We start from the raw sequence: 18,639 nt of genomic DNA on the forward strand, positions 1-18,639 counted from the left end.
GCCCCCAATTTTAACCCATTTTCGCATTTAGTCTTAACTATCGCTGGCAGAAAGGGAAATTCCCAGCTAAAAAGTCAAAAATGCACACTACACGTCGCCAATTCTTTGACCAATCCCGGCAATGTTGTAGGATGCTGCACCTTATTTTTTAGGACAATCTCACAGCGAGGAACCTTATGTCCAACCCACAACCGTTGATGGCTGGAAAACGCGGCCTAGTAATGGGCGTTGCCAACGACCGCTCTATCGCCTGGGGGATCGCAAAAGCGGTTGCTGACCAGGGCGCTGAACTTGCTTTCACTTACCAGGGCGATGCCCTGAAAAAGCGCGTTGCGCCGCTTGCAGAATCTGTTGGATCAGACATTCTTCTACAATGTGATGTCACCGACGATGCCAGCGTTGAAGCAACCTTCCGCGAAATCGAAGAAAAGTGGGGCAAGCTCGACTTCCTCGTTCACGCGATTGCTTATGCTGATAAGGAAGAGCTCAAAGGCAAGTATCTTAATACAAGCCGCGAAAACTTCCTGCAGAGCCTCGATATTTCCTGTTACTCTTTCACATCAATCGCACAACACGCGGCACCGTTGATGAAAGAAGGCGGAAGCCTCGTCACCCTTACCTATTACGGTGCTGAGCAGGTAATGCCGCATTATAATGTTATGGGTGTGGCCAAAGCTGCTCTCGAAGCCTCTGTTAAATATCTGGCTGATGACCTGGGCCCGGACAACATTCGCGTTAATGCGATCTCTGCTGGCCCGATCAAAACACTGGCTGCATCAGGTATCGGCGATTTCCGTCATATTCTGAAATGGAATGAACTTAACTCTCCTATGCAACGTAACGTTAGCATCGAACAAGTCGGTGGTGCTGGTCTTTACCTGCTCTCTGATATGTCCGGCGGTGTTACTGGCGAAATTCACCACGTGGATTCCGGATATCACGTTGTCGGTATGATGAACGTTGATAAAGCACCGGAACTTTCTGAATTGTTGGCTAACTTTAAACCGCAATCATAAAGAGGCACTTCTCCGCTTTGTTGAGTAGATTTAGGATTTCAAATAGAGCATAGATTGATTATCTGGAATGGATGATTGTCTAATTTTGAGTTTGAAGTATTCGGTATCCTTGATGCCTCTGGCTCGCTTACGGATCATTCCTATACTGACATTACCAGCCTCTATCCTGGCGCTTGTGAGCTTGTGTTTGGCGTAGTTGCAGATGCCCACACAATGTTTCCGTAGGGATTTCGCGAACTTTTTTAGATAGAGCATCTGTGACTGATCTGCTATCAGGCACCAACGTTCCAGTTGCTCCGCCATCGCCTCAAATGAAGCGGCACTCCACAGCAGCTGAAGCTGTTCTTTCAAGACGTAAAGTGCATTCAGGTTGCTATTGCTCTCCAGCAACCTTTGCAGCTTGTCACTTTGTTTTTCACTCAACTTATCCGCATTTTTGAGCAACAGATAATGTGTCCCTTTCATCAACTCTTTACCACTTGGATCGGCCTTTCTGAACTCAAGTCGACGCTGATTATGGATAGCTTTGCTGTAGTTTTTCATGACGTGGAAACGGTCAAATACTATGTCGGCCAACGGCAAGGACTCTCTGACAGCCTTTTGGTAGGCAGGCCCCATATCCATCGCTACGGCCTTTATTTTGCAGGCTGTATCTGGTTGCAGTTGTTTCAAAAACCTTGAAAAAACCTCGGCAGTTCGGCCTGCTTCAACCCAGATCAGATGACCGCCAACCATATCGTAGACCACCGTCATGTAGTCATGACCTTTCGCCCGGGCAACTTCATCTACACCAATATATTCCAAGCCAGTTAGCTCTGCAGGATCAAGCGTAGGGAGAGTTTCAATAAGGTATGCCCTGTCGATATTCTTGACCGTTTCCCATCGTATATCCAAATGTCTGGAAACCGCTTGAATAGACATATGCCGACATAATCCACTGATCAGTCGGCAAAATCGGTGAGTGAAACGGCACCCTTTATCAACAAAATCACACCCCTCAATGCGGCGTTCGCCCTTGTTAATATAAACCTGCGCCAGCTCAATCTCGACCACACAAGGATACCCAAAAAGGGGGATGTCGTTTACTTGTCGGCGGACATGCTGGTTGATGCTTCCCTTCTGGCCTGTAGCAGGGTCTATAGCCCTCCTACGCGCGTCTCGGCTGCAGTGAATGACAATCTTAACACCGCCGTCATCCAGTTTAATTTCATTTACACGTTGCCCTTTGAGGCCTAAAATATGCTGCGAGATGTTGATTGTCATATACCTGCTCTATGTAAAGTTATCAGAAACCATACATATCAACAGGTTACTTGGCGGTCGGCATCTTTTTCTACTCAACAAAGCGGAGAAGAGCCCATAAAGACAATATCTCAATTTATTGAGATATATAATACGGGGGAGCGCGGCTGAGCTGCCGCTCCCTTTTTTACGATAATTCTAAATGCTGCGAGAGCACTATGGCTGGTAATACTTTTGGTGAAATTTTCCGTTTTACGACCTGGGGCGAAAGCCACGGACCATCCATAGGCTGTGTTGTCGATGGAACGCCCCCGCTCATTGATATTACCGAAGAAGAAATTCAGATCTATCTGGATGCGCGTAAACCTGGACAAAACCGTTTTACAACCCAGCGCCAAGAGGCCGATCTGGTCAAAATTGTATCAGGTGTTTTCGAGGGTAAAACCACCGGGACACCTATCGGTTTATTGATAGAGAACACCGATCAACGCTCCAAAGACTATGGCGACATTGCCAAAAAATTCCGCCCGGGTCATGCCGATTACACCTATTGGGAAAAATATGGCATCCGGGATTATCGTGGCGGCGGGCGCTCATCGGCCCGAGAAACTGCAATGCGTGTCGCTGCGGGTGCCATTGCCCGCAAAATCCTCGACACACAGATTGAGGGCGGTGTGCAAATCAAAGGCGGCCTTGTCCAAATGGGGCCGCACAAAATTGACCGCTCTCGCCTGGACTGGAACGAGGTAAACAACAACCCTTTCTGGTGCCCAGATCCTGTTGCAGCAAAGGAATGGGAAACCTATCTCGATTCAGCGCGTAAAGCGGGCTCCTCCCTCGGGGCTGTCATTGAAATTGTCGCCAGTAACGTTCCTGTCGGGCTTGGCGATCCGGTTTATGACAAGCTCGATTCAGATCTGGCCAAAGCCATGATGTCAATCAACGCCGTCAAGGGTGTCGAGATCGGCGACGGCTTTGATACCGCGGCCTACAGCGGAGAAGAAAACGCCGATGAAATCCGGATGGTCGATGGTAAACCACATTTCACCAGCAACCATGCCGGAGGAATTCTCGGAGGGATTTCAACAGGACAAGACGTTGTTGTCCGTTTTGCGATAAAACCGACCAGCTCTATTTTGCAAACCCGTAAAACGGTGACCACCGACGGAGAAGAGACGGAAATCTTCACCAAGGGGCGTCATGACCCCTGCGTCGGTATCCGTGGTGTGCCCGTAGGCGAAGCGATGATGGCACTTACACTTGCCGATCATTGGTTACGCCATAAAGCTCAGAACAGATAAAATTTAAGAACGTATTTTGCTTATCCTTTAATCGAGCATTAAATCGGTCTTAAGGAGTAATCAATATCATCCAAACCTTGACCAGGGTTTGGATATATTGATGCCAATAGAAAACAACACCAGTTCAACAGCGCGCAGTTCCCCCAGAATGGGGACCACACTCTATCGTTATTTATTTGTGGTCACTCTCTGCGTAAGTGCTTTTCTGCTCTTTTTAATCCAACCAATGTTCACCAAACTTGCCTTACCCCTACTCGGGGGGACGCCTGCGGTTTGGAATACAGCTATGATTTTTTTTCAAGCAATGCTGCTGGCTGGTTATATATACGCGCACTTACTAACCACAAAATTTTCTCTGCTTACTCAGATCATTATCCACCTTCTGATTATGGTCATGGCCCTCATCTTCTTGCCAATAGCCATTTCAAATAGCATCGATACACCCTCTGAAAATTGGCCAACTGTCTGGCTATTGTGGTTATTTATGTCCTCCATAGGATTGCCATTCTTCATTGTTTCAGCCAATGCTCCTCTCCTGCAAAGTTGGTTTAGCACGACCAGAGACACACATGCCCACGACCCCTACTTTTTGTACGCTGCCAGTAATGTCGGGTCTATCGCGGCCTTGGCTGCTTACCCGCTTTATATCGAAATCCAATTTGGCCTCGTGACACAGGGCGTCCTTTGGTCTGGAGGATTTATCACCCTATTGGGCCTGATATTATTTTGTGGTCTTTTCCTTAAAATAAACGCCTCCCCTCTCGCAAGCAACACAGAGCAAGCAACCGTCTTAGGCGAAGCAAAGGCCCCGAGTATATCTAACTATGCCCACTGGATATTCCTCGCCCTGGTTCCCTCAGCTCTTCTCCTGAGCATTACCAACAAAATAACCACAGATCTCTTAGCTATCCCCTTACTCTGGGTGATCCCTTTAGGGCTATACTTACTTACTTTCGTGATCGTTTTTTCCAGAAATCCGATTATTTCGCACAGTGCGGTATCGAAAATAGCGCCCTATCTTCTTATTGCCGTCGCGGTAGTGACGATCTCAACACCCGGGACAAACACTATTTTGATGTTTATTGCCGGGAGCCTGTTTTGCTTTTTCTTTATTGCCCTTTATTGCCATAGCAAGCTTGCATCGTTACGTCCCCGCGCCTCATTTTTAACCAATTTTTATATTGCCATGTCTTTCGGGGGCGTCCTCGGCGGGATCTTTGTCGGGATCGTAGCCCCAACAATATTCAACAACATTTATGAATATGCCCTGCTTTTGATCTTTGCGGCACTCCTTATGCCTAAAATGGATAAACCAGCAATATCCATCATTAACAGGCTTCTAGGTAAGAAATCTCAATCTGTTGCCGCCGATATATTACTCCCCCTCACGATATTGGGACTTTCCTGGATCGTCGATCAGGTACAAACGGATACGACCGTAATCGTTAAGCTAATTACAGTCATTGCAAGCACACTTATTATCCTGCTCCTGGTAGAAGGGATTGGGCGCCCGATACGGTTTTCTCTGAGCATTGTAGCTGCCGTGATTATCAGTGGGCAGTTCGGTGATTTATCTAAAAAACACTTCTTTAACGAACGAAGCTTTTTTGGTGTTTACACCGTACAAAAAGGACCGAGCGATAGTGAGATTGATCAAAAGGTCCGGATCGCAACACACGGTACCACCGTCCATGGTATTCAATTCAAAGATTCTATAGAGCTTGTAAGCTATTACCACCTTCAGGGTGGTCTGGGTATTTTGATGAATGCCTTTGAAGAAAATAATCTACGACCAAAAAACATCGGCGCTATCGGGCTCGGAACCGGTACAGCACTTTGTTATCAAAGCCCCGGTCAGGAATGGACATTCTATGAAATTGATCCCCTGGTTGAAAGACTTGCGCGTGATCCGTCGCAGTTCACATTCCTAAGTGAATGCGGACCGCTAAAAGACGTCATCATTGGTGATGCACGGCTTTCGCTTAAGGAAGTAAAAGAAAAAGAGTTTGATCTCTTGATTGCCGATGCCTTCTCCTCTGATTCAATCCCAATACATCTTCTGACCAAAGAGGCCTTTGATCTCTATCGAGACAAGATACAGGACGACGGCATTATCATACTCCACATATCAAACCGGTATTTTGATCTGGAGCAGGTGATCGCAGCAACAGCCGGAGCATCAGGCTTAAAAGCAAGGGTCTATCACTACGTTAGGGGTAAAGATCCCACGATCGATAAACCCTACCACCTCTCCACCTCCTGGGTAGCTCTTGCAAGAAGTGAAACGTTACTCGATCAGGTCCTGCCCATCCCTCTACCTGATAGCAGTGAAAAGAAAAACTCCTGGCGAAGACTTACCATCGATCCCGATATCAAAGTTTGGACCGATGATTATTCACATGTGCTTTCGACTTTGAAATAATTGGTTAGACAGAAACTGCTGCCCTAAAAACACTCATCTATATTGAGCAATTGGATTTCATGCTCTGGGTTTGTCATGGTTGGCCAAACCCAGTTGTGGTGCCGTTTAATATCTTCCGCCAACAGATGGTCCCGATCACGGGTGGTATGCCCGTCCTTGAGGACAATCGTTTTGTAGCCACGACTGGCAGCAGCCCGAACAGAGGTATCAATACAAAACTCGGTCGCATAACCACCAATAATCAAAGTATCGGCACCGAGTTTGGCCAGTATTTGTTCCAACTCTGTCTGGCGGAAACTGTCACAGGATTCCTTGGCGACCAGATAATCCCCAAGCTGAGGAGACAGATCTTCAAACAGCTTCCAGCCCTCGCCCCCCTTGGCAAAAGGAGATTTGTCCTCCTGGTGTTGGACAAAAATTACGGGGATATTTTGCGAGCGAGCTTTTATTACAGCCGTAACCAGAACCGCACGGACATTTTCAAAATCATGTGCTTTAGGCTCGATCGCTACAGCACGCTGGAAATCGATAATAAGGAGAACCTTCATTGATATTTATCTCCCAGAAACATAAGGCTATCAAATCCAGCCTTGGAGCTCCCGAAGAGTCACTTGTTCGATAACGTCCATGCCACCTTGGTCCGCGTTGAGACAAGGGATAAAAGCGAAGTTTTCACCCCCGTTTTCTAGGAATGCTTCGCGAACACCGATATCTATTTCTTCGAGGGTTTCGACGCAATCTACAGAAAACCCTGGCGTGAGGATAACCAGGTTTTTCACCCCATTTCGAGCCATTTCTTCGACTGTTGGCTGCGTATAGGGTTTGAGCCATTCTTTGGGGCCAAACAAAGATTGAAAGCACAACTTCAAAGTCTCTTCCGTTAGGCCAAGGCGATCGCGAAGCAGGCGTGTGGTTTTAGCACAGTGGCAATAATAAGGATCCCCCTTTTCATGATATTCCACTGGCAGGCCGTGGAATGACGCAATCGTCACGTCTGGTTGCCACGACAGCTTGGCAATTCCCTCTTCCACAGATTTTGCCAAGGCATCGATATAAACGGGCTCATCGTGATAGGCAGGTACGCAACGAACAGCTGGTTGCCAACGCAAATTCTTAAGCGCATCAAAACACTTGTCATAGGCGGTTGCCGTCGTAGTCGCAGAATATTGTGGGTACAGTGCAAACAGCAAAATGCGCTCACAGCCTTGCTTTTGCAAGGCTTCTATACGGCCCTTCACCCCTGGATTTCCATAGCGCCACCCCCAATCGACGATGACATCGGGATACACCACAGACAACTTTTCCTGAAGTTTTTCGGCCTGATCCCTGGTGATAGTTCTAAGCGGGGATTCATCTTTTTCCTTATTCCAGATTTCTTTATAGGCCTCACCACTTTTATTCGGGCGGGTCGTCAAAATAACCCCCTGTAGAATAAGTTGCCAGAGCCACTTCGGTGCTTCGATCACTCTTTGGTCACTCAGGAATTCGCTTAAATAACGCCGCATCGACCAATAGTCAGTACCATCCGGAGTCCCTAAATTTATCAGTAAGACGCCAACCTTGGAGGGTGGAAATTTAGGATGATCACTGGGAAGAGCTTGAATTGTCATAGATCTCTCAAAAGGGCATTAAATCAAATGGATATGGCTCATTGTCTATAAATACCACTCGCCAATCGTTCTTCAGAAATATAGGGCCAAAGCAATTTCATGCAAAGCCCGGAGTTTTAAAATTCAGGCAATTGTGCTAATATGCCTCATGCATGCCATTATATATCAATGGGATTTAAAGCCATCCGCAGAGGAAGATTTTGTATCTGCGTGGAAAGACGTTACTCTTTGTCTGAAAGAAAAAGAAGGCTCTAGCGGCTCACGATTACATAAATCGGATGATGGAAGCTATCTTGCTTATGCCTTATGGGATAGTCTTGAACATCGCGCGGAAGCCTTTGCCTCGGGCATTCCTCATCAAGATCAGATTATGAAAATGAGGGATTGTACAAAACGTCGCCACCCTGAGATGAAACTTGTCGTTACAGACGATCTCCTTCTTCCCATCCCTGAAAAAGATCCCAATGTTTTTGCGAGTTTTTACCACTGGATGATCAATCCTGATGTCATAAATCCTTTCAAGGAAATATGGCACAGGGTTACACTGGAACTCAGATCAAAGTACGATGTTCAAGGGTCCAGGTTACACCTTGCATCCGATGCGCATTGGGTGGCCTATGCCATATGGCCCAGCAAGGAAATGCGAGATCATGCCTTTGCACATCCGGTCGTGACTGAAGCAGAAAAAGAAGTTATGCGATCAGCCCTTTTGAGCAAACAGATAGAGGTCCCGATGACAGTGTTGGAGGACCATCTATCCCGAATTAATAGCGCGCCCCAGAACTAATAATCTAGCCGAATAAACAACCTATTCCGGTTGTTCATCCTGATCGTCAAAATCATCATCTTCATAACCCATTGCCTCAAAACAAGCGACAATTTCGAGATGACCACTCCAGATAAACTGATCGACTGGGGTAACTTCTTTCAAAATGTACCCACTTTCGACCAAAATTTTCGCATCCCGGGCAAAGGTGGTTGGGTTACAGGACACATAGATAATCGTTCCGATGTCTGATTGCGCCAACTCATAACATTGTTCTTTCGCCCCTGTTCTCGGGGGATCAAGAACAACACAATCTCCACCAAGTAATTCATCTGCCGTCACAGGGTCTTTGACAAGATCCCGACAATCAGTCGTTATTTTATGATCAGTATCATTACGCCTGGAAGCAGAGGTCAAAGCGGCAATGGCGTGCTCATTCCCTTCAATGGCATGAACATGGGCTTTTTGGGATAAAGGAAATGTGAAAGTGCCACAGCCCGAAAACAAATCAGCTACCGTCTCAACGTCCTCAGGCAAATAATCCAGAACCAACTTGGTAAGGGTATCTTGACCTTCTTGACTTGGCTGTAAAAAAGAACCCTCTGGTGGGAGAACAGGAATACCACCAAACAACTGTATCGGTTTGTCTCTAATCGCAACCGGTTCGGGTTCCCCCTTTGGCCAACTCCAGGCAAAACGAGCAATATTATTGGCTTCAGCAAAGACTGTGATGGCCTCTCGACTTTCGAGAGTCAATTTAGCGTCAGTTACAACAAGAACATCAAGACCTGCAGTGGAATCAATAATCGTGATGTCAGCTTTGGATTGATCCGGGCCCAATAGGATCTTCAGGAGTTCTCGCATCGGTGGGAGGATTTTGCCAAGACTTGATGTCAGTATTTTACAATCGACGACATCAATGACCTTATGACTTTCACGTTCATGAAATCCGAGGCTAATCTTTTTACCCCGGGCTTCGGCCGCGAATACAGCGCGCCGACGTGTTCCTGCTTCGATTTGAACCAGGTCGGCAACTTCACCGCCGCTGAACCCTTTGCGACGTAACGCTTGGATAACAATATCTCTTTTCCAGCGTTGATAATACTCAGGCGCTACGTGTTGAACTGTACAACCTCCACAAGGACCAAAATGCTGGCAAGGAGGATCAACATGGTCAGAGACCTGCTCTTGTAACTCGAGGATTTCTGCTTTCAAGCCACCAGATCGTTCACCGACCAGTTTCACAAGCAAGCGATCCCCCGGCATGGTCATGGGAACAAAGACGGGTTTTCCATCATGATCACCGACACCATCGCCGCGCGCACCGAGAGTTTTGATCTCTAGTTCGATCTGTTTACCGCCGCCTCGGCGTGCTTTACGTCGCATATTTCCTGACACCTAATTTTATGATTGTACCAGTCTTTTCCCTGGTAATTTTGCGCCAATTTAGCAGCTTTTCAAAAAGCCGCAATCAATAGGTCTGACAAATTAACTCAACCTCTGGAATAAATGGATACAAAACTCATCCCAAGCTTGCAAAAAAGCCACGGGATCATCATCTTACACCCTAAGATTATTCTGATAACTTTTGGATCTTTTGGGTCATGTCATTTTTTCGATTTCTCTTTAAAGGTATTATCGGCCTTTTTGCGGCACTTGGTCTGCTCGTCATCTTAATCACTGTCCTTGTCGGTGTGGCAATTAACAATGCGGATGATCTGGGCAAAACTGTCGACAATCAAAACCTACCTTCAGAAATCATCCTGACCATCGATCTATCCCAAGGGATCTGGGAAGGGCCCTATAAAACATCCTACCTGAGTAATTCATTTCAACCAGGCATTCCTTTACATGATGCAATCGAGGCGCTTTATCGCGCCCAAAAAGATCCCCGTGTCAAAGGGGTATTGGTCCGTGCTGGGCGCGGTCCTTTGGGCCTTGCGCAAGCTCAAGAACTCCGTCGGGCGATTAAGGATTTTGCAAAAACTGGAAAGTGGAGCGCTTCCTTTGCTGAGACCTATGGCGAAGCCGGGCATGGAACCCTGCACTACTATTTAGCGAGTGCGGCCGAGACTGTTTGGATCCAACCTTCTGGCGATCTTGATATTTCCGGATTCAGTATGGAAAGCCCATATCTACGCCCCGTTCTTGATGAAATTGGCGTTCTCCCCCAATTCAGCCAGCGTCATGAATTCAAAGGTGTTATGAATATGTTCACCAGCGATAGCATGCCTGAACCGGTGCGCCAGAACACCCAAGGCGTACTAGATTCAATCTTTGCTCAAATTGAAAAAGAAATTTCAATTAGTCGAGAGAAACCAGGTGAAATTGGTAGCTTGATGAACCGCTCCCCACTAAGTGCGGTTGAAGCGATTGATACGGATCTTGTCGACCGTATTGGTTACTGGGATGAGGTGCGTAGCGAAGCCTTGGTCGAAGATCGAGAATTTGTAAATATTGCTGACTACGCCTTTAGCACAGAACCTGAAGTTCCAGAAGACGCTTCACGCATCGCTTTGATTTACGGCATGGGTGAAATTCACCTGGGAGATAGCCAGGGAGACCCATTCTTTGGTGGTGGCATGAGCATGGGCTCCGACACTATTGCCCGGGCAATTTCGGATGCCATTGATGACCCCACTATCGAAGCAATCCTCCTTCGCATAGATAGCCCTGGTGGATCTTATGTTGCATCAGATGTTATGTGGCGTGAGGTTGTCCGGGCTAAAGAAGTCGGTAAACCCGTGATCATCTCTATGGGTGAAGTCGCGGCATCTGGCGGGTATTTTGTCTCGGCCCCTGCTCATAAAATTTTGGCAAACCCCGTGACGATCACTGGTTCCATCGGTGTAGCTGGCGGCAAGATGGTCTTAAGTGGCTTGTGGGATAAGGTCGGCGTAAACTGGGATGGTGTGAAGGCTGGTGACAATGCCGATCTCTACAGTGCCAATAAAGCGTTTACTAATGAAGGCTGGGAACGACTACAAGGCTCCCTCGACCGTATCTATGAAGACTTCACGGTTAAGGTAGGCGAAGGACGAGGTAGAACTCAGCAAGAAATTCATACTATTGCCAAAGGGCAAATCTGGAGTGGGCTTCAAGCCAAAGAGAACGGCTTGATTGATCAACTCGGGGGCTTCCGTGAAGCGGTACAAGTGGCTCGAGAAGCCGCAATGATCCACGATGACATCGCCCATGAATTGGTAGTTTTCCCGACACCACGCGATCCCCTTGAAGAACTTTTGGAAAATGCAATGGGCGGACCAATGATCCTCAGCGATCCCGCTGTTTTAAAATCCCTCAAAAGCCTATTAAAAATTGCTTCCCCAATGTTGCAAGGCATAGAACAGGCGACACAGGACCCTCGAGTTTCCGTGTTAAATTCAGGGATAAAACCTCTAGGGAATTAATAACTGGAAAAATAATAACTTGGTAATTGTGAGGCCCTTTCTACTGGGACCTCAGATAGCTCAACCTTCTTTAAGTAGCTGTGATCTCTCGACCAGACGTTCTGTTGGGAAGTTAATCGTCACCGAAGTCCCTTTCCCGAGTTCACTTTCTATGGAAAGGGTACCTTTATTGCGCTCGGTAATGGCCTTAACAATGCTTAAGCCCAAGCCGCTGCGCTCTTCCCCGCCTTCTGTAGACTTCCAAAAGGGATCCGTTACAAAAGGCAAATCTTCTTTCTTTATCCCAATCCCGGTATCCGAAAACCGGATACTCAAACCATGATACTCATCATACAATGCTGACACATCGACCTGACCATCTCGCGGGGTAAAATGAATGGCATTGCTGAGGAGGTTAACGACAATCTGTTTAAATCCCTGAGCATTGCTGCGTAAATAGGGAAGGTCCTCTTGCATTGAACACTCAACAACGACACCACGATCCGCCGCTCTCAGCTCCAAAGCACGTGCACAACCAAGCACTTCATCGGTAACATCGAGTTCTTCATCTTGTATTCCAGCCTCGGCAGATTCCAAGCGGGAAATTTGTTGAATATCCGACACCATGGTCATCAAGTTTGAACCGGCTTCAAAAATATAACCCAGGTATTCTTCGCGCTTATCTTGATCAACCTTGTAATCTTTTTCTTTCATCAATATTTCTGAAAACCCAATAATCGCGTTTAATGGAGTTCGTAATTCATGGCTCATATTCGCAAGAAAGGACGTCTTGGCACGGTTGGCAATTTCTGCTGTTTCTTTTGATTCCGTCAAAGCCCGCTCATGCTGTTCGATCGTAATCAGCATATTGTTATAGGCCTCAACCGTTTGGCCAAGTTCATCATCGGAACGCCACTTTACGAGAACAGGTTTTTTCTGTGTCGCCATTTCTTCAATAGAATTAGACAATAGCTTAAGAGGGCGCCCCACGGCTCGATTGATAGCAATCGCTGCGCCCCCCCCCCAATGTCATCAGAATGACGAGAAAGATCAGGGCATCAACAAAGATCCGGGTCCAAACATCAGTGAAAGCACGTTCCGTAGTATAACCAACCTCTAAATGCCCTAGGATTTCATCGTTATCAAAAACGGTATAGGTCAGAGGAACGCGAATAAAATCAATATCTGTTAACTTGAAATTATCTGCATTGAGATCGCTCGAAGGATAAAACTCTCCCGCATCGTCAGGTAAAATTATCCGAACCCGAACAAGATCGGGGTCCCTCATCAATGTTTCCAGAACCAGTAGAACTGTTTTCTCGTCGTAATCCCAGAGAGAACGTGACAAAGGCACAGATACCTTGTTCGCAACATCCAAGGCACGTTGTGCAATACGGCTTTCTTCGAGCTGAAAAAATCGTACTTCGAAAAACAAGAAAGGAGCGAGCCCTGTCACAAGAACTGACAGAGTACAGATTATCAATAGCTTTGTACGGACAGATTTAAAGACCATTATGATCTGGTGACCTATCTATTTTCACAATACTTTTATGCGAACACCAGTAACTTGCACCTCACACCATAAGGTCCTTATCCCCCGGCAACCAACCTGGTACCACCCCATTTTCACGGCCTTAACTTTAATATGTTTTAAGGTTGGTTATATTGAGATTTAGAATCAACAACCTAACCACTACCGAAAATTGGTCGATACTCTTTTTATTATTTCTACTAATAAGATACAGGGAGGGGGTTAACAGGCAATAAACGAGATATTACTAAGTTATTACTTTCAGTTAGTATTGATTATATAAACTTCCTGGCTGCAATTAAGAACTCAATATTCCCTTCGGGCCCTTTTATTGGGCTTTCCGTTATACCAAGTACAGCCCAGTCAGTCTCCTCAGAAAGCCACTTTTCAATCCGGTCGCAGACTTCTTGATGGAGTTCAGGTTCCCGGACAACGCCTCCCTTACCCACCCTTCCTTTACCAACCTCAAATTGAGGTTTGATCAAAGCAATCATCAAAGCACCTGCTCCAGCCAGGGCCATGGGTGCGGGCAAAACAGTTTCCAAACCAATAAAGCTTGCATCACAAACAATCATGTCGATCGTTTCCGGAACAACCTCAGAAGTAAGATGGCGCGCGTTTGTACGCTCCATCACGACAACACGTTCATCCTTGCGAATTTTCCACGCCAACTGTCCATGGCCAACATCGACCGCATAAACCTTACGGGCTCCATTGGTCAGGAGGACATCAGTAAAGCCACCGGTTGAAGCACCGACATCCATGCAGACCTTATCTGTCGGATTGATATCAAAGGTCTTCAATCCTTTTTCCAGCTTGAGACCTCCCCGACTAACCCAGGGATGATCTTCGCCTTTTACAGTCAATTGCGCATCTTCAGGCAAAGGCTGGCCGGGTTTATCGATCCGTTTGGTATCACTGTAAACTTGCCCAGCCATAATTCGAGCTTGTGCTTTGGTTCTGCTTTCAACCAACCCACGATCAACAAGGAGCTGATCTGCTCTTTTCTTCCCGACCTTTGCCACGTCAAATACTCTTGTAATTAATCAGACCCAAGCGTTCACGAATTGTGAAGCGTACAACAAAGACAACTGCCACAAAAGACAACCCTGCCGCAAGCCCTAACCAGATACCCTGGCCTCCGCCCTCAAGGACAAAGCCGCCAACATAAGAAATTGGAAGCCCGAGAGCCCAATACCCAAATATGGCTAAAAACATTGGAACTTTGGTATCACTGAGACCACGCAGAGCTCCGGCTGTAACAACTTGGCACCCATCGACCAACTGGAACAATGCAGCAACAGCGAGATAGGAAACAGCCAGCTTTAGAGACACCTGGTTTTCCGCTAAAGCTGGGTCGAGATAGAAGCTGACCAACAGTGTTGGCATCAACCAAAATGCCAGGCAAGTGGTCACCATAAATCCGGTCCCCATGAAGATCGATACCCAACCAGCTCTTTTTATTCCGTCGGAATTTTTCTGTCCCATAGCAAGTCCAACCCGAATTGTCGCCGCCTGACTTATTCCCAAGGGCACCATAAAGGCGATTGAAGCACATTGCAGAGCTATGGCATGGGCAGCCAATTCATCAGTCCCCAACCACCCCATCAAAATTGTTGCGGCGGCAAAGAGCCCGGTTTCAGCTGTTAAGGTGCACCCGATAGGAAGTCCAATGCGAAAAATTTCCTTAAATCGCGACCAATCCGGTTTCCACAAACGGACAAGGATTGCGTACCTTTTGTACCGTCGATGAAATAAAATATAAGCCAAAATCAGTAAAAACATGACCAGATTTACAAAAGTTGTGCTGATCCCGGCCCCCGCCAATTCAAGACGCGGGAAGCCCCAGTTACCGAACATCAGCGCATAATTACCGGCCGCATTCACAAAAATGCCAACAATTGTTATGTATAATACCACTGATGTTTTTCCGTGCGCGGAAAGCAAACACCGTAAAACCAAAAAAAGAAATGCTGGGAAGAAGTTCCAGGCGGCAAAACGGATGTACCCTTGCGCCATTGACGCATTTTCAGGCGTCTGACCGAGAACCAAAAAGATTATTTCAGCATTCCAAATCAACCCGACGAGCAGAGCCGCAACCACGATAGAAACCCAAAACCCCTGGCGTGTCGTTCGGCGTACAGACTTAAAGTCCCGCGCCCCAATAGCCTGTGCCATCATGGGGGCCACGGCGGTAATCAAGCCAATACCAAAAAGTAAAAAAGGGCTCATAAGACTTGTTGCAAGAGTGCCCGCAGCAAGAAACTTGGGCCCAAGCCACCCCATCATAATAACATCTGTTGTAAAGAGAGCCATTTGTGCCACCTGGGCAACAACAAGCGGCCAGGCAAGATTAAAGCTGGCTTTAATTTCCTCTCCCCACAAAACGGAGGGCGGCAAAGACTGGTCAGGGGCCACAATAGCCCTGTCCGTTGACAGTCCGGTTGACATAAAACTGATCCTAAATGAGAAATTTACTGACGCACGCAGCCAAAATAGGTTGTTCGTCGTCTCCCTTTCGGGGCTAGCAAATTTGTAACTTGAAATTCACCCTAGCGAGTTGCAACAGGGTTGTATAGAGCTTTTAGAAATATCGTGAATATTGCACAGGCTATTAAGGCATAAACTCTTGTTGACGACCTGATTAACCAGACGAGGAAGTTAAATGACCCCCGGCAAAGCCGGGGGCTTAAGCGGGTGAGCCCCTTAAAGGGGCAAATTGGGAACCGCTAAAGCGGTTATGGATTGAATATATCCATTTGGTCAAAGTACTTATCACGCTCTTCTTGCGTTCTGATATACTCCCTCACCATCTGTTCATCGAGCCCTACAGTTGAGACGAAATATCCACGGGCCCAAAAATTTTCACCCTTGAAATTCCGTGCTTTATTTTTGAATTTTCGAGCTATGGCAATCGCGCTTTTTCCTTTTAGGTATCCAACGACTTTTGAAACAGCATGTTTGGGCGGTATGCTGATACACATGTGAATGTGATCCGGCATCAAATGGCCCTCCTCAATCTTACTTTCGCGATGCCCGGCCAGTTCATGGAAAATTTCACCAAGATACTGACGTAGGTTGCCATAGATAACTTTTTGCCTGCGTTTAGGGATGAAAACCACGTGGTATTTACAATCACATCTCGTATGTGCAAGGCTTTTGTAATCTCTCATCGGCTAATTCCTTTGTTATTTTGGTCAATAAACAAAGAAATGTAAGACCGTGGGAACGGTCAAACCATTGAGAGTCCCCCGGCATAGCCGGGGGTTTACCGGATTAAATTAAAGCGGGTTTACGCAATCGAAGAGGACGTTTCCACAACCGATTTACCAAGAGCTGACATGGCCTTAGTAAAGATCCCTTCGACGTCCAACCCTGCTTGCTCTAGCTGTTTAGACGGGGTGTCATGATCGATAAAGATATCAGGCATACAAACGGGACGGAATTTAAGTCCCTTATCGAACAGCCCCTCATTGGCCAATAAATTGGACACCAGAGAAGAAAATCCGCCAATAGAGCCTTCCTCAACAGTGAGGAACACGTCATGATTTTTTGCGAGAGAACGAACGAGATCAGCATCTAGCGGCTTTGCAAAACGGGCGTCGGCAACAGTTGAACTAAAGCCGTGAGCTGCTAATTTATCCGCAGCTTTGAGACAATCTTCCAAGCGGGTACCAAGGGCAAGAATGGCAACATGCTTGCCTTTACGTATAATACGTCCCTTACCAATTTCCAACACGCTCCCGCGTTCTGGGAGTTCAACCTTCCCGGTTGATTCCCCTCTCGGAAAGCGAATGGCACTTGGTTTGTCATCAATGACAGCTGAAGTTGCGACCATGTGCATTAACTCAAGCTCATCCGAAGGTGCCATAATAACCATATCCGGAATACATCCAAGATAGGCGAGATCATAACTCCCCTGATGGGTCACCCCATCTGCACCAACCATCCCGGCACGATCAATAATGAAACGAACAGGCAGGCTTTGAATAGCGACATCATGAACAACTTGGTCGTAAGCACGCTGTAAAAAAGTTGAATAGATCGTGGCATAGGGTTTATAGCCGTCGCAGGCCATACCAGCACAGAAAGTCACCCCATGTTGTTCTGCGATCCCGACATCAAAAGTTCTGTCAGGAAACTCTTCTTCGAACAAGTTGATACCTGTGCCTGAAGGCATAGCAGCTGTCATTGCAACGATTTTTTCATCGTGTTTCGCTTCAGCAATTAAAGCCTTGGCAAAGACGTTCTGATAGAGAGGTGCCTTTGGAGGTGTTTTCTGCTGTTTTCCGCTGACCACATCAAATTTTGAAACGCCGTGGTATTTATCAGCAGCCTGTTCAGCAGGTTCATAGCCTTTCCCTTTTTGGGTAACAGCATGAATAAGAACCGGGCCATCAAATCCGCAATCACGAACATTTTTTAAAACCGGAAGAAGATGGGAAAAATCATGGCCATCAATCGGGCCAATATAGAAAAATCCAAGTTCTTCAAATAAAGTTCCACCTGTAAAAAAGCCTCGCGCGTATTCTTCTGCGCGTTTTGCTGCGGTTTCCAAACGGGGAGGAAATTTACTGATGATCTCTTTCGCCAAATGGCGCATAGACTGATAAGGCTTGGCTGAAATCAAACGAGAAAGATAAGCGCTCAAAGCCCCAACAGGCGGGGCGATCGACATATCGTTATCGTTAAGGATCACAATCAGTCTGGAATTCATGGCACCAGCATTGTTCATAGCTTCGTAAGCCATGCCCGCAGTCATGGAACCATCACCGATCACAGAGATCACATTATTTGTTTTTCCAGCGAGATCACGGGCAACTGCATACCCAAGCCCGGCAGAAATCGATGTGGAACTGTGTGCGGCCCCAAACGGATCGTAGATGCTTTCTTTGCGGGTCGTAAAGCCAGATAAGCCGCCGCCCTGGCGAATGGTACTAAATTGTTCACGGCGTTCGGTGAGAATTTTATGGGGATAACATTGGTGGCCAACATCCCAGATAAGTTTATCGTCTGGTGTATTAAACACGTGATGAATAGCAACGGTTAGCTCAACCACGCCTAACCCAGCACCCAGATGTCCACCAGTACGCGATACAGCATTGACCATATCCAGGCGAACTTCTTCCGCCAATTGTGGTAATTGGCTTTCGTCCAATGTGCGTAGATCTGCAGGATTTTTTACTGTGTCCAGCAGAGGGGTCTGGCGATTATGACCGTACTGACTCACCCGTCTCTCCATCACTTTTTTCTCAATTTGCCCTGCCAGTTAAACCAGACAAGGCATGAGATATTTCCAGGTCCCTCGGCAACCAGTATCAAAGTATAATCCTGGTCAGGTTAATTTTTCCACAGAAACCGT

Annotated in this window: 15 protein-coding genes; 5 read left to right on the forward strand and 10 right to left on the reverse strand. The window is 46.8% G+C overall.

Going from position 1 to position 18,639, the window contains the following annotated elements; all coding sequences use genetic code 11:
• Positions 1-176 precede the first annotated feature (176 nt).
• Positions 177-1,016 (forward strand): enoyl-ACP reductase FabI, encoded by an 840-nt coding sequence (fabI, locus tag ACOGW3_RS26300; protein WP_419905631.1) that lies wholly within the window; start codon positions 177-179, stop codon positions 1,014-1,016.
• Positions 1,017-1,046: 30 nt separating this feature from the next.
• Here the strand turns inward: fabI and ACOGW3_RS26305 are convergent, their stop codons facing one another.
• Positions 1,047-2,279: an ISL3 family transposase gene (locus ACOGW3_RS26305; protein ID WP_419901077.1), complete on the reverse strand. Its 1,233-nt coding sequence runs from the start codon at positions 2,277-2,279 to the stop codon at positions 1,047-1,049.
• A 197-nt stretch (positions 2,280-2,476) separates the two neighbouring features.
• Here ACOGW3_RS26305 and aroC point away from each other — a divergent pair, with 197 nt between their 5' ends.
• Both aroC and ACOGW3_RS26315 read left to right on the forward strand, forming a co-directional pair.
• A complete protein-coding gene (gene aroC / locus ACOGW3_RS26310; protein ID WP_419905632.1) occupies positions 2,477-3,559 on the forward strand; it encodes a chorismate synthase in 1,083 nt (360 codons plus the stop codon).
• Between the two features lie 286 nt (positions 3,560-3,845).
• Positions 3,846-5,981 carry a spermidine synthase gene (locus ACOGW3_RS26315; RefSeq protein WP_419905633.1) on the forward strand — a complete coding sequence of 712 codons (2,136 nt, stop codon included), beginning with the start codon at positions 3,846-3,848 and terminating at the stop codon, positions 5,979-5,981.
• A 23-nt stretch (positions 5,982-6,004) separates the two neighbouring features.
• Here the strand turns inward: ACOGW3_RS26315 and ACOGW3_RS26320 are convergent, their stop codons facing one another.
• Positions 6,005-6,529 carry an isochorismatase family protein gene (locus ACOGW3_RS26320; protein WP_419905634.1) on the reverse strand — a complete coding sequence of 175 codons (525 nt, stop codon included), beginning with the start codon at positions 6,527-6,529 and terminating at the stop codon, positions 6,005-6,007.
• Positions 6,530-6,559: 30 nt separating this feature from the next.
• Positions 6,560-7,591, reverse strand: a complete 1,032-nt coding sequence (hemH, locus tag ACOGW3_RS26325; protein ID WP_419905635.1) for a ferrochelatase — start codon at positions 7,589-7,591, stop codon at positions 6,560-6,562.
• A 148-nt stretch (positions 7,592-7,739) separates the two neighbouring features.
• On the opposite strand from hemH, the gene ACOGW3_RS26330 reads away from it, so the two are divergent.
• Positions 7,740-8,378 carry an antibiotic biosynthesis monooxygenase family protein gene (locus ACOGW3_RS26330; RefSeq protein WP_419905636.1) on the forward strand — a complete coding sequence of 213 codons (639 nt, stop codon included), beginning with the start codon at positions 7,740-7,742 and terminating at the stop codon, positions 8,376-8,378.
• Between the two features lie 21 nt (positions 8,379-8,399).
• Here the strand turns inward: ACOGW3_RS26330 and rlmD are convergent, their stop codons facing one another.
• Positions 8,400-9,743, reverse strand: coding sequence for a 23S rRNA (uracil(1939)-C(5))-methyltransferase RlmD (gene rlmD / locus ACOGW3_RS26335; protein ID WP_419905637.1), 1,344 nt, complete (start codon positions 9,741-9,743; stop codon positions 8,400-8,402).
• A 218-nt stretch (positions 9,744-9,961) separates the two neighbouring features.
• Between rlmD and sppA the strand changes: the two genes are divergently transcribed.
• Complete coding sequence (gene sppA / locus ACOGW3_RS26340) at positions 9,962-11,767, forward strand: signal peptide peptidase SppA (RefSeq protein WP_419905638.1); 1,806 nt, start codon at positions 9,962-9,964, stop codon at positions 11,765-11,767.
• 60 nt (positions 11,768-11,827) lie between these two features.
• On the opposite strand, the gene ACOGW3_RS26345 is transcribed toward sppA, so the two are convergent.
• The 6 genes from ACOGW3_RS26345 to dxs form a co-directional block, all read right to left on the reverse strand.
• A complete protein-coding gene (locus tag ACOGW3_RS26345) occupies positions 11,828-12,715 on the reverse strand; it encodes a sensor histidine kinase (RefSeq protein ID WP_419905639.1) in 888 nt (295 codons plus the stop codon).
• Positions 12,716-12,719: 4 nt separating this feature from the next.
• Positions 12,720-13,181, reverse strand: coding sequence for a hypothetical protein (locus ACOGW3_RS26350; RefSeq protein WP_419905640.1), 462 nt, complete (start codon positions 13,179-13,181; stop codon positions 12,720-12,722).
• 371 nt (positions 13,182-13,552) lie between these two features.
• On the reverse strand, positions 13,553-14,302 hold the full coding sequence (locus tag ACOGW3_RS26355) for a TlyA family RNA methyltransferase (protein ID WP_419905641.1): 750 nt from the start codon (positions 14,300-14,302) through the stop codon (positions 13,553-13,555).
• A 1-nt stretch (position 14,303) separates the two neighbouring features.
• Positions 14,304-15,728 (reverse strand): MATE family efflux transporter, encoded by a 1,425-nt coding sequence (locus tag ACOGW3_RS26360; protein ID WP_419905642.1) that lies wholly within the window; start codon positions 15,726-15,728, stop codon positions 14,304-14,306.
• Between the two features lie 287 nt (positions 15,729-16,015).
• Positions 16,016-16,450 carry an IS200/IS605 family transposase gene (gene tnpA / locus ACOGW3_RS26365; RefSeq protein WP_419905643.1) on the reverse strand — a complete coding sequence of 145 codons (435 nt, stop codon included), beginning with the start codon at positions 16,448-16,450 and terminating at the stop codon, positions 16,016-16,018.
• Positions 16,451-16,569: 119 nt separating this feature from the next.
• A complete protein-coding gene (gene dxs, locus ACOGW3_RS26370; RefSeq protein ID WP_419905644.1) occupies positions 16,570-18,507 on the reverse strand; it encodes a 1-deoxy-D-xylulose-5-phosphate synthase in 1,938 nt (645 codons plus the stop codon).
• Between the last annotated feature and the right edge of the window lie 132 nt (positions 18,508-18,639).

The organism is Kiloniella sp. (assembly GCF_965205715.1).
In the GTDB taxonomy this organism is placed as follows: domain Bacteria; phylum Pseudomonadota; class Alphaproteobacteria; order Kiloniellales; family Kiloniellaceae; genus Kiloniella.

Coding starts and splice junctions, on each gene's coding strand:
- ACOGW3_RS26320 (WP_419905634.1), bottom strand. CDS start 6,529: ATGAAGGTTCTCCTTATTATCGATTTCCAGCGTGCTGTAGCGATCGAG.
- sppA (WP_419905638.1), top strand. CDS start 9,962: ATGTCATTTTTTCGATTTCTCTTTAAAGGTATTATCGGCCTTTTTGCG.
- ACOGW3_RS26315 (WP_419905633.1), top strand. CDS start 3,846: ATGATTTTTTTTCAAGCAATGCTGCTGGCTGGTTATATATACGCGCAC.
- ACOGW3_RS26330 (WP_419905636.1), top strand. CDS start 7,740: ATGCATGCCATTATATATCAATGGGATTTAAAGCCATCCGCAGAGGAA.
- fabI (WP_419905631.1), top strand. CDS start 177: ATGTCCAACCCACAACCGTTGATGGCTGGAAAACGCGGCCTAGTAATG.
- rlmD (WP_419905637.1), bottom strand. CDS start 9,743: ATGCGACGTAAAGCACGCCGAGGCGGCGGTAAACAGATCGAACTAGAG.
- hemH (WP_419905635.1), bottom strand. CDS start 7,591: ATGACAATTCAAGCTCTTCCCAGTGATCATCCTAAATTTCCACCCTCC.
- ACOGW3_RS26360 (WP_419905642.1), bottom strand. CDS start 15,728: ATGTCAACCGGACTGTCAACGGACAGGGCTATTGTGGCCCCTGACCAG.
- tnpA (WP_419905643.1), bottom strand. CDS start 16,450: ATGAGAGATTACAAAAGCCTTGCACATACGAGATGTGATTGTAAATAC.
- ACOGW3_RS26305 (WP_419901077.1), bottom strand. CDS start 2,279: ATGACAATCAACATCTCGCAGCATATTTTAGGCCTCAAAGGGCAACGT.
- aroC (WP_419905632.1), top strand. CDS start 2,477: ATGGCTGGTAATACTTTTGGTGAAATTTTCCGTTTTACGACCTGGGGC.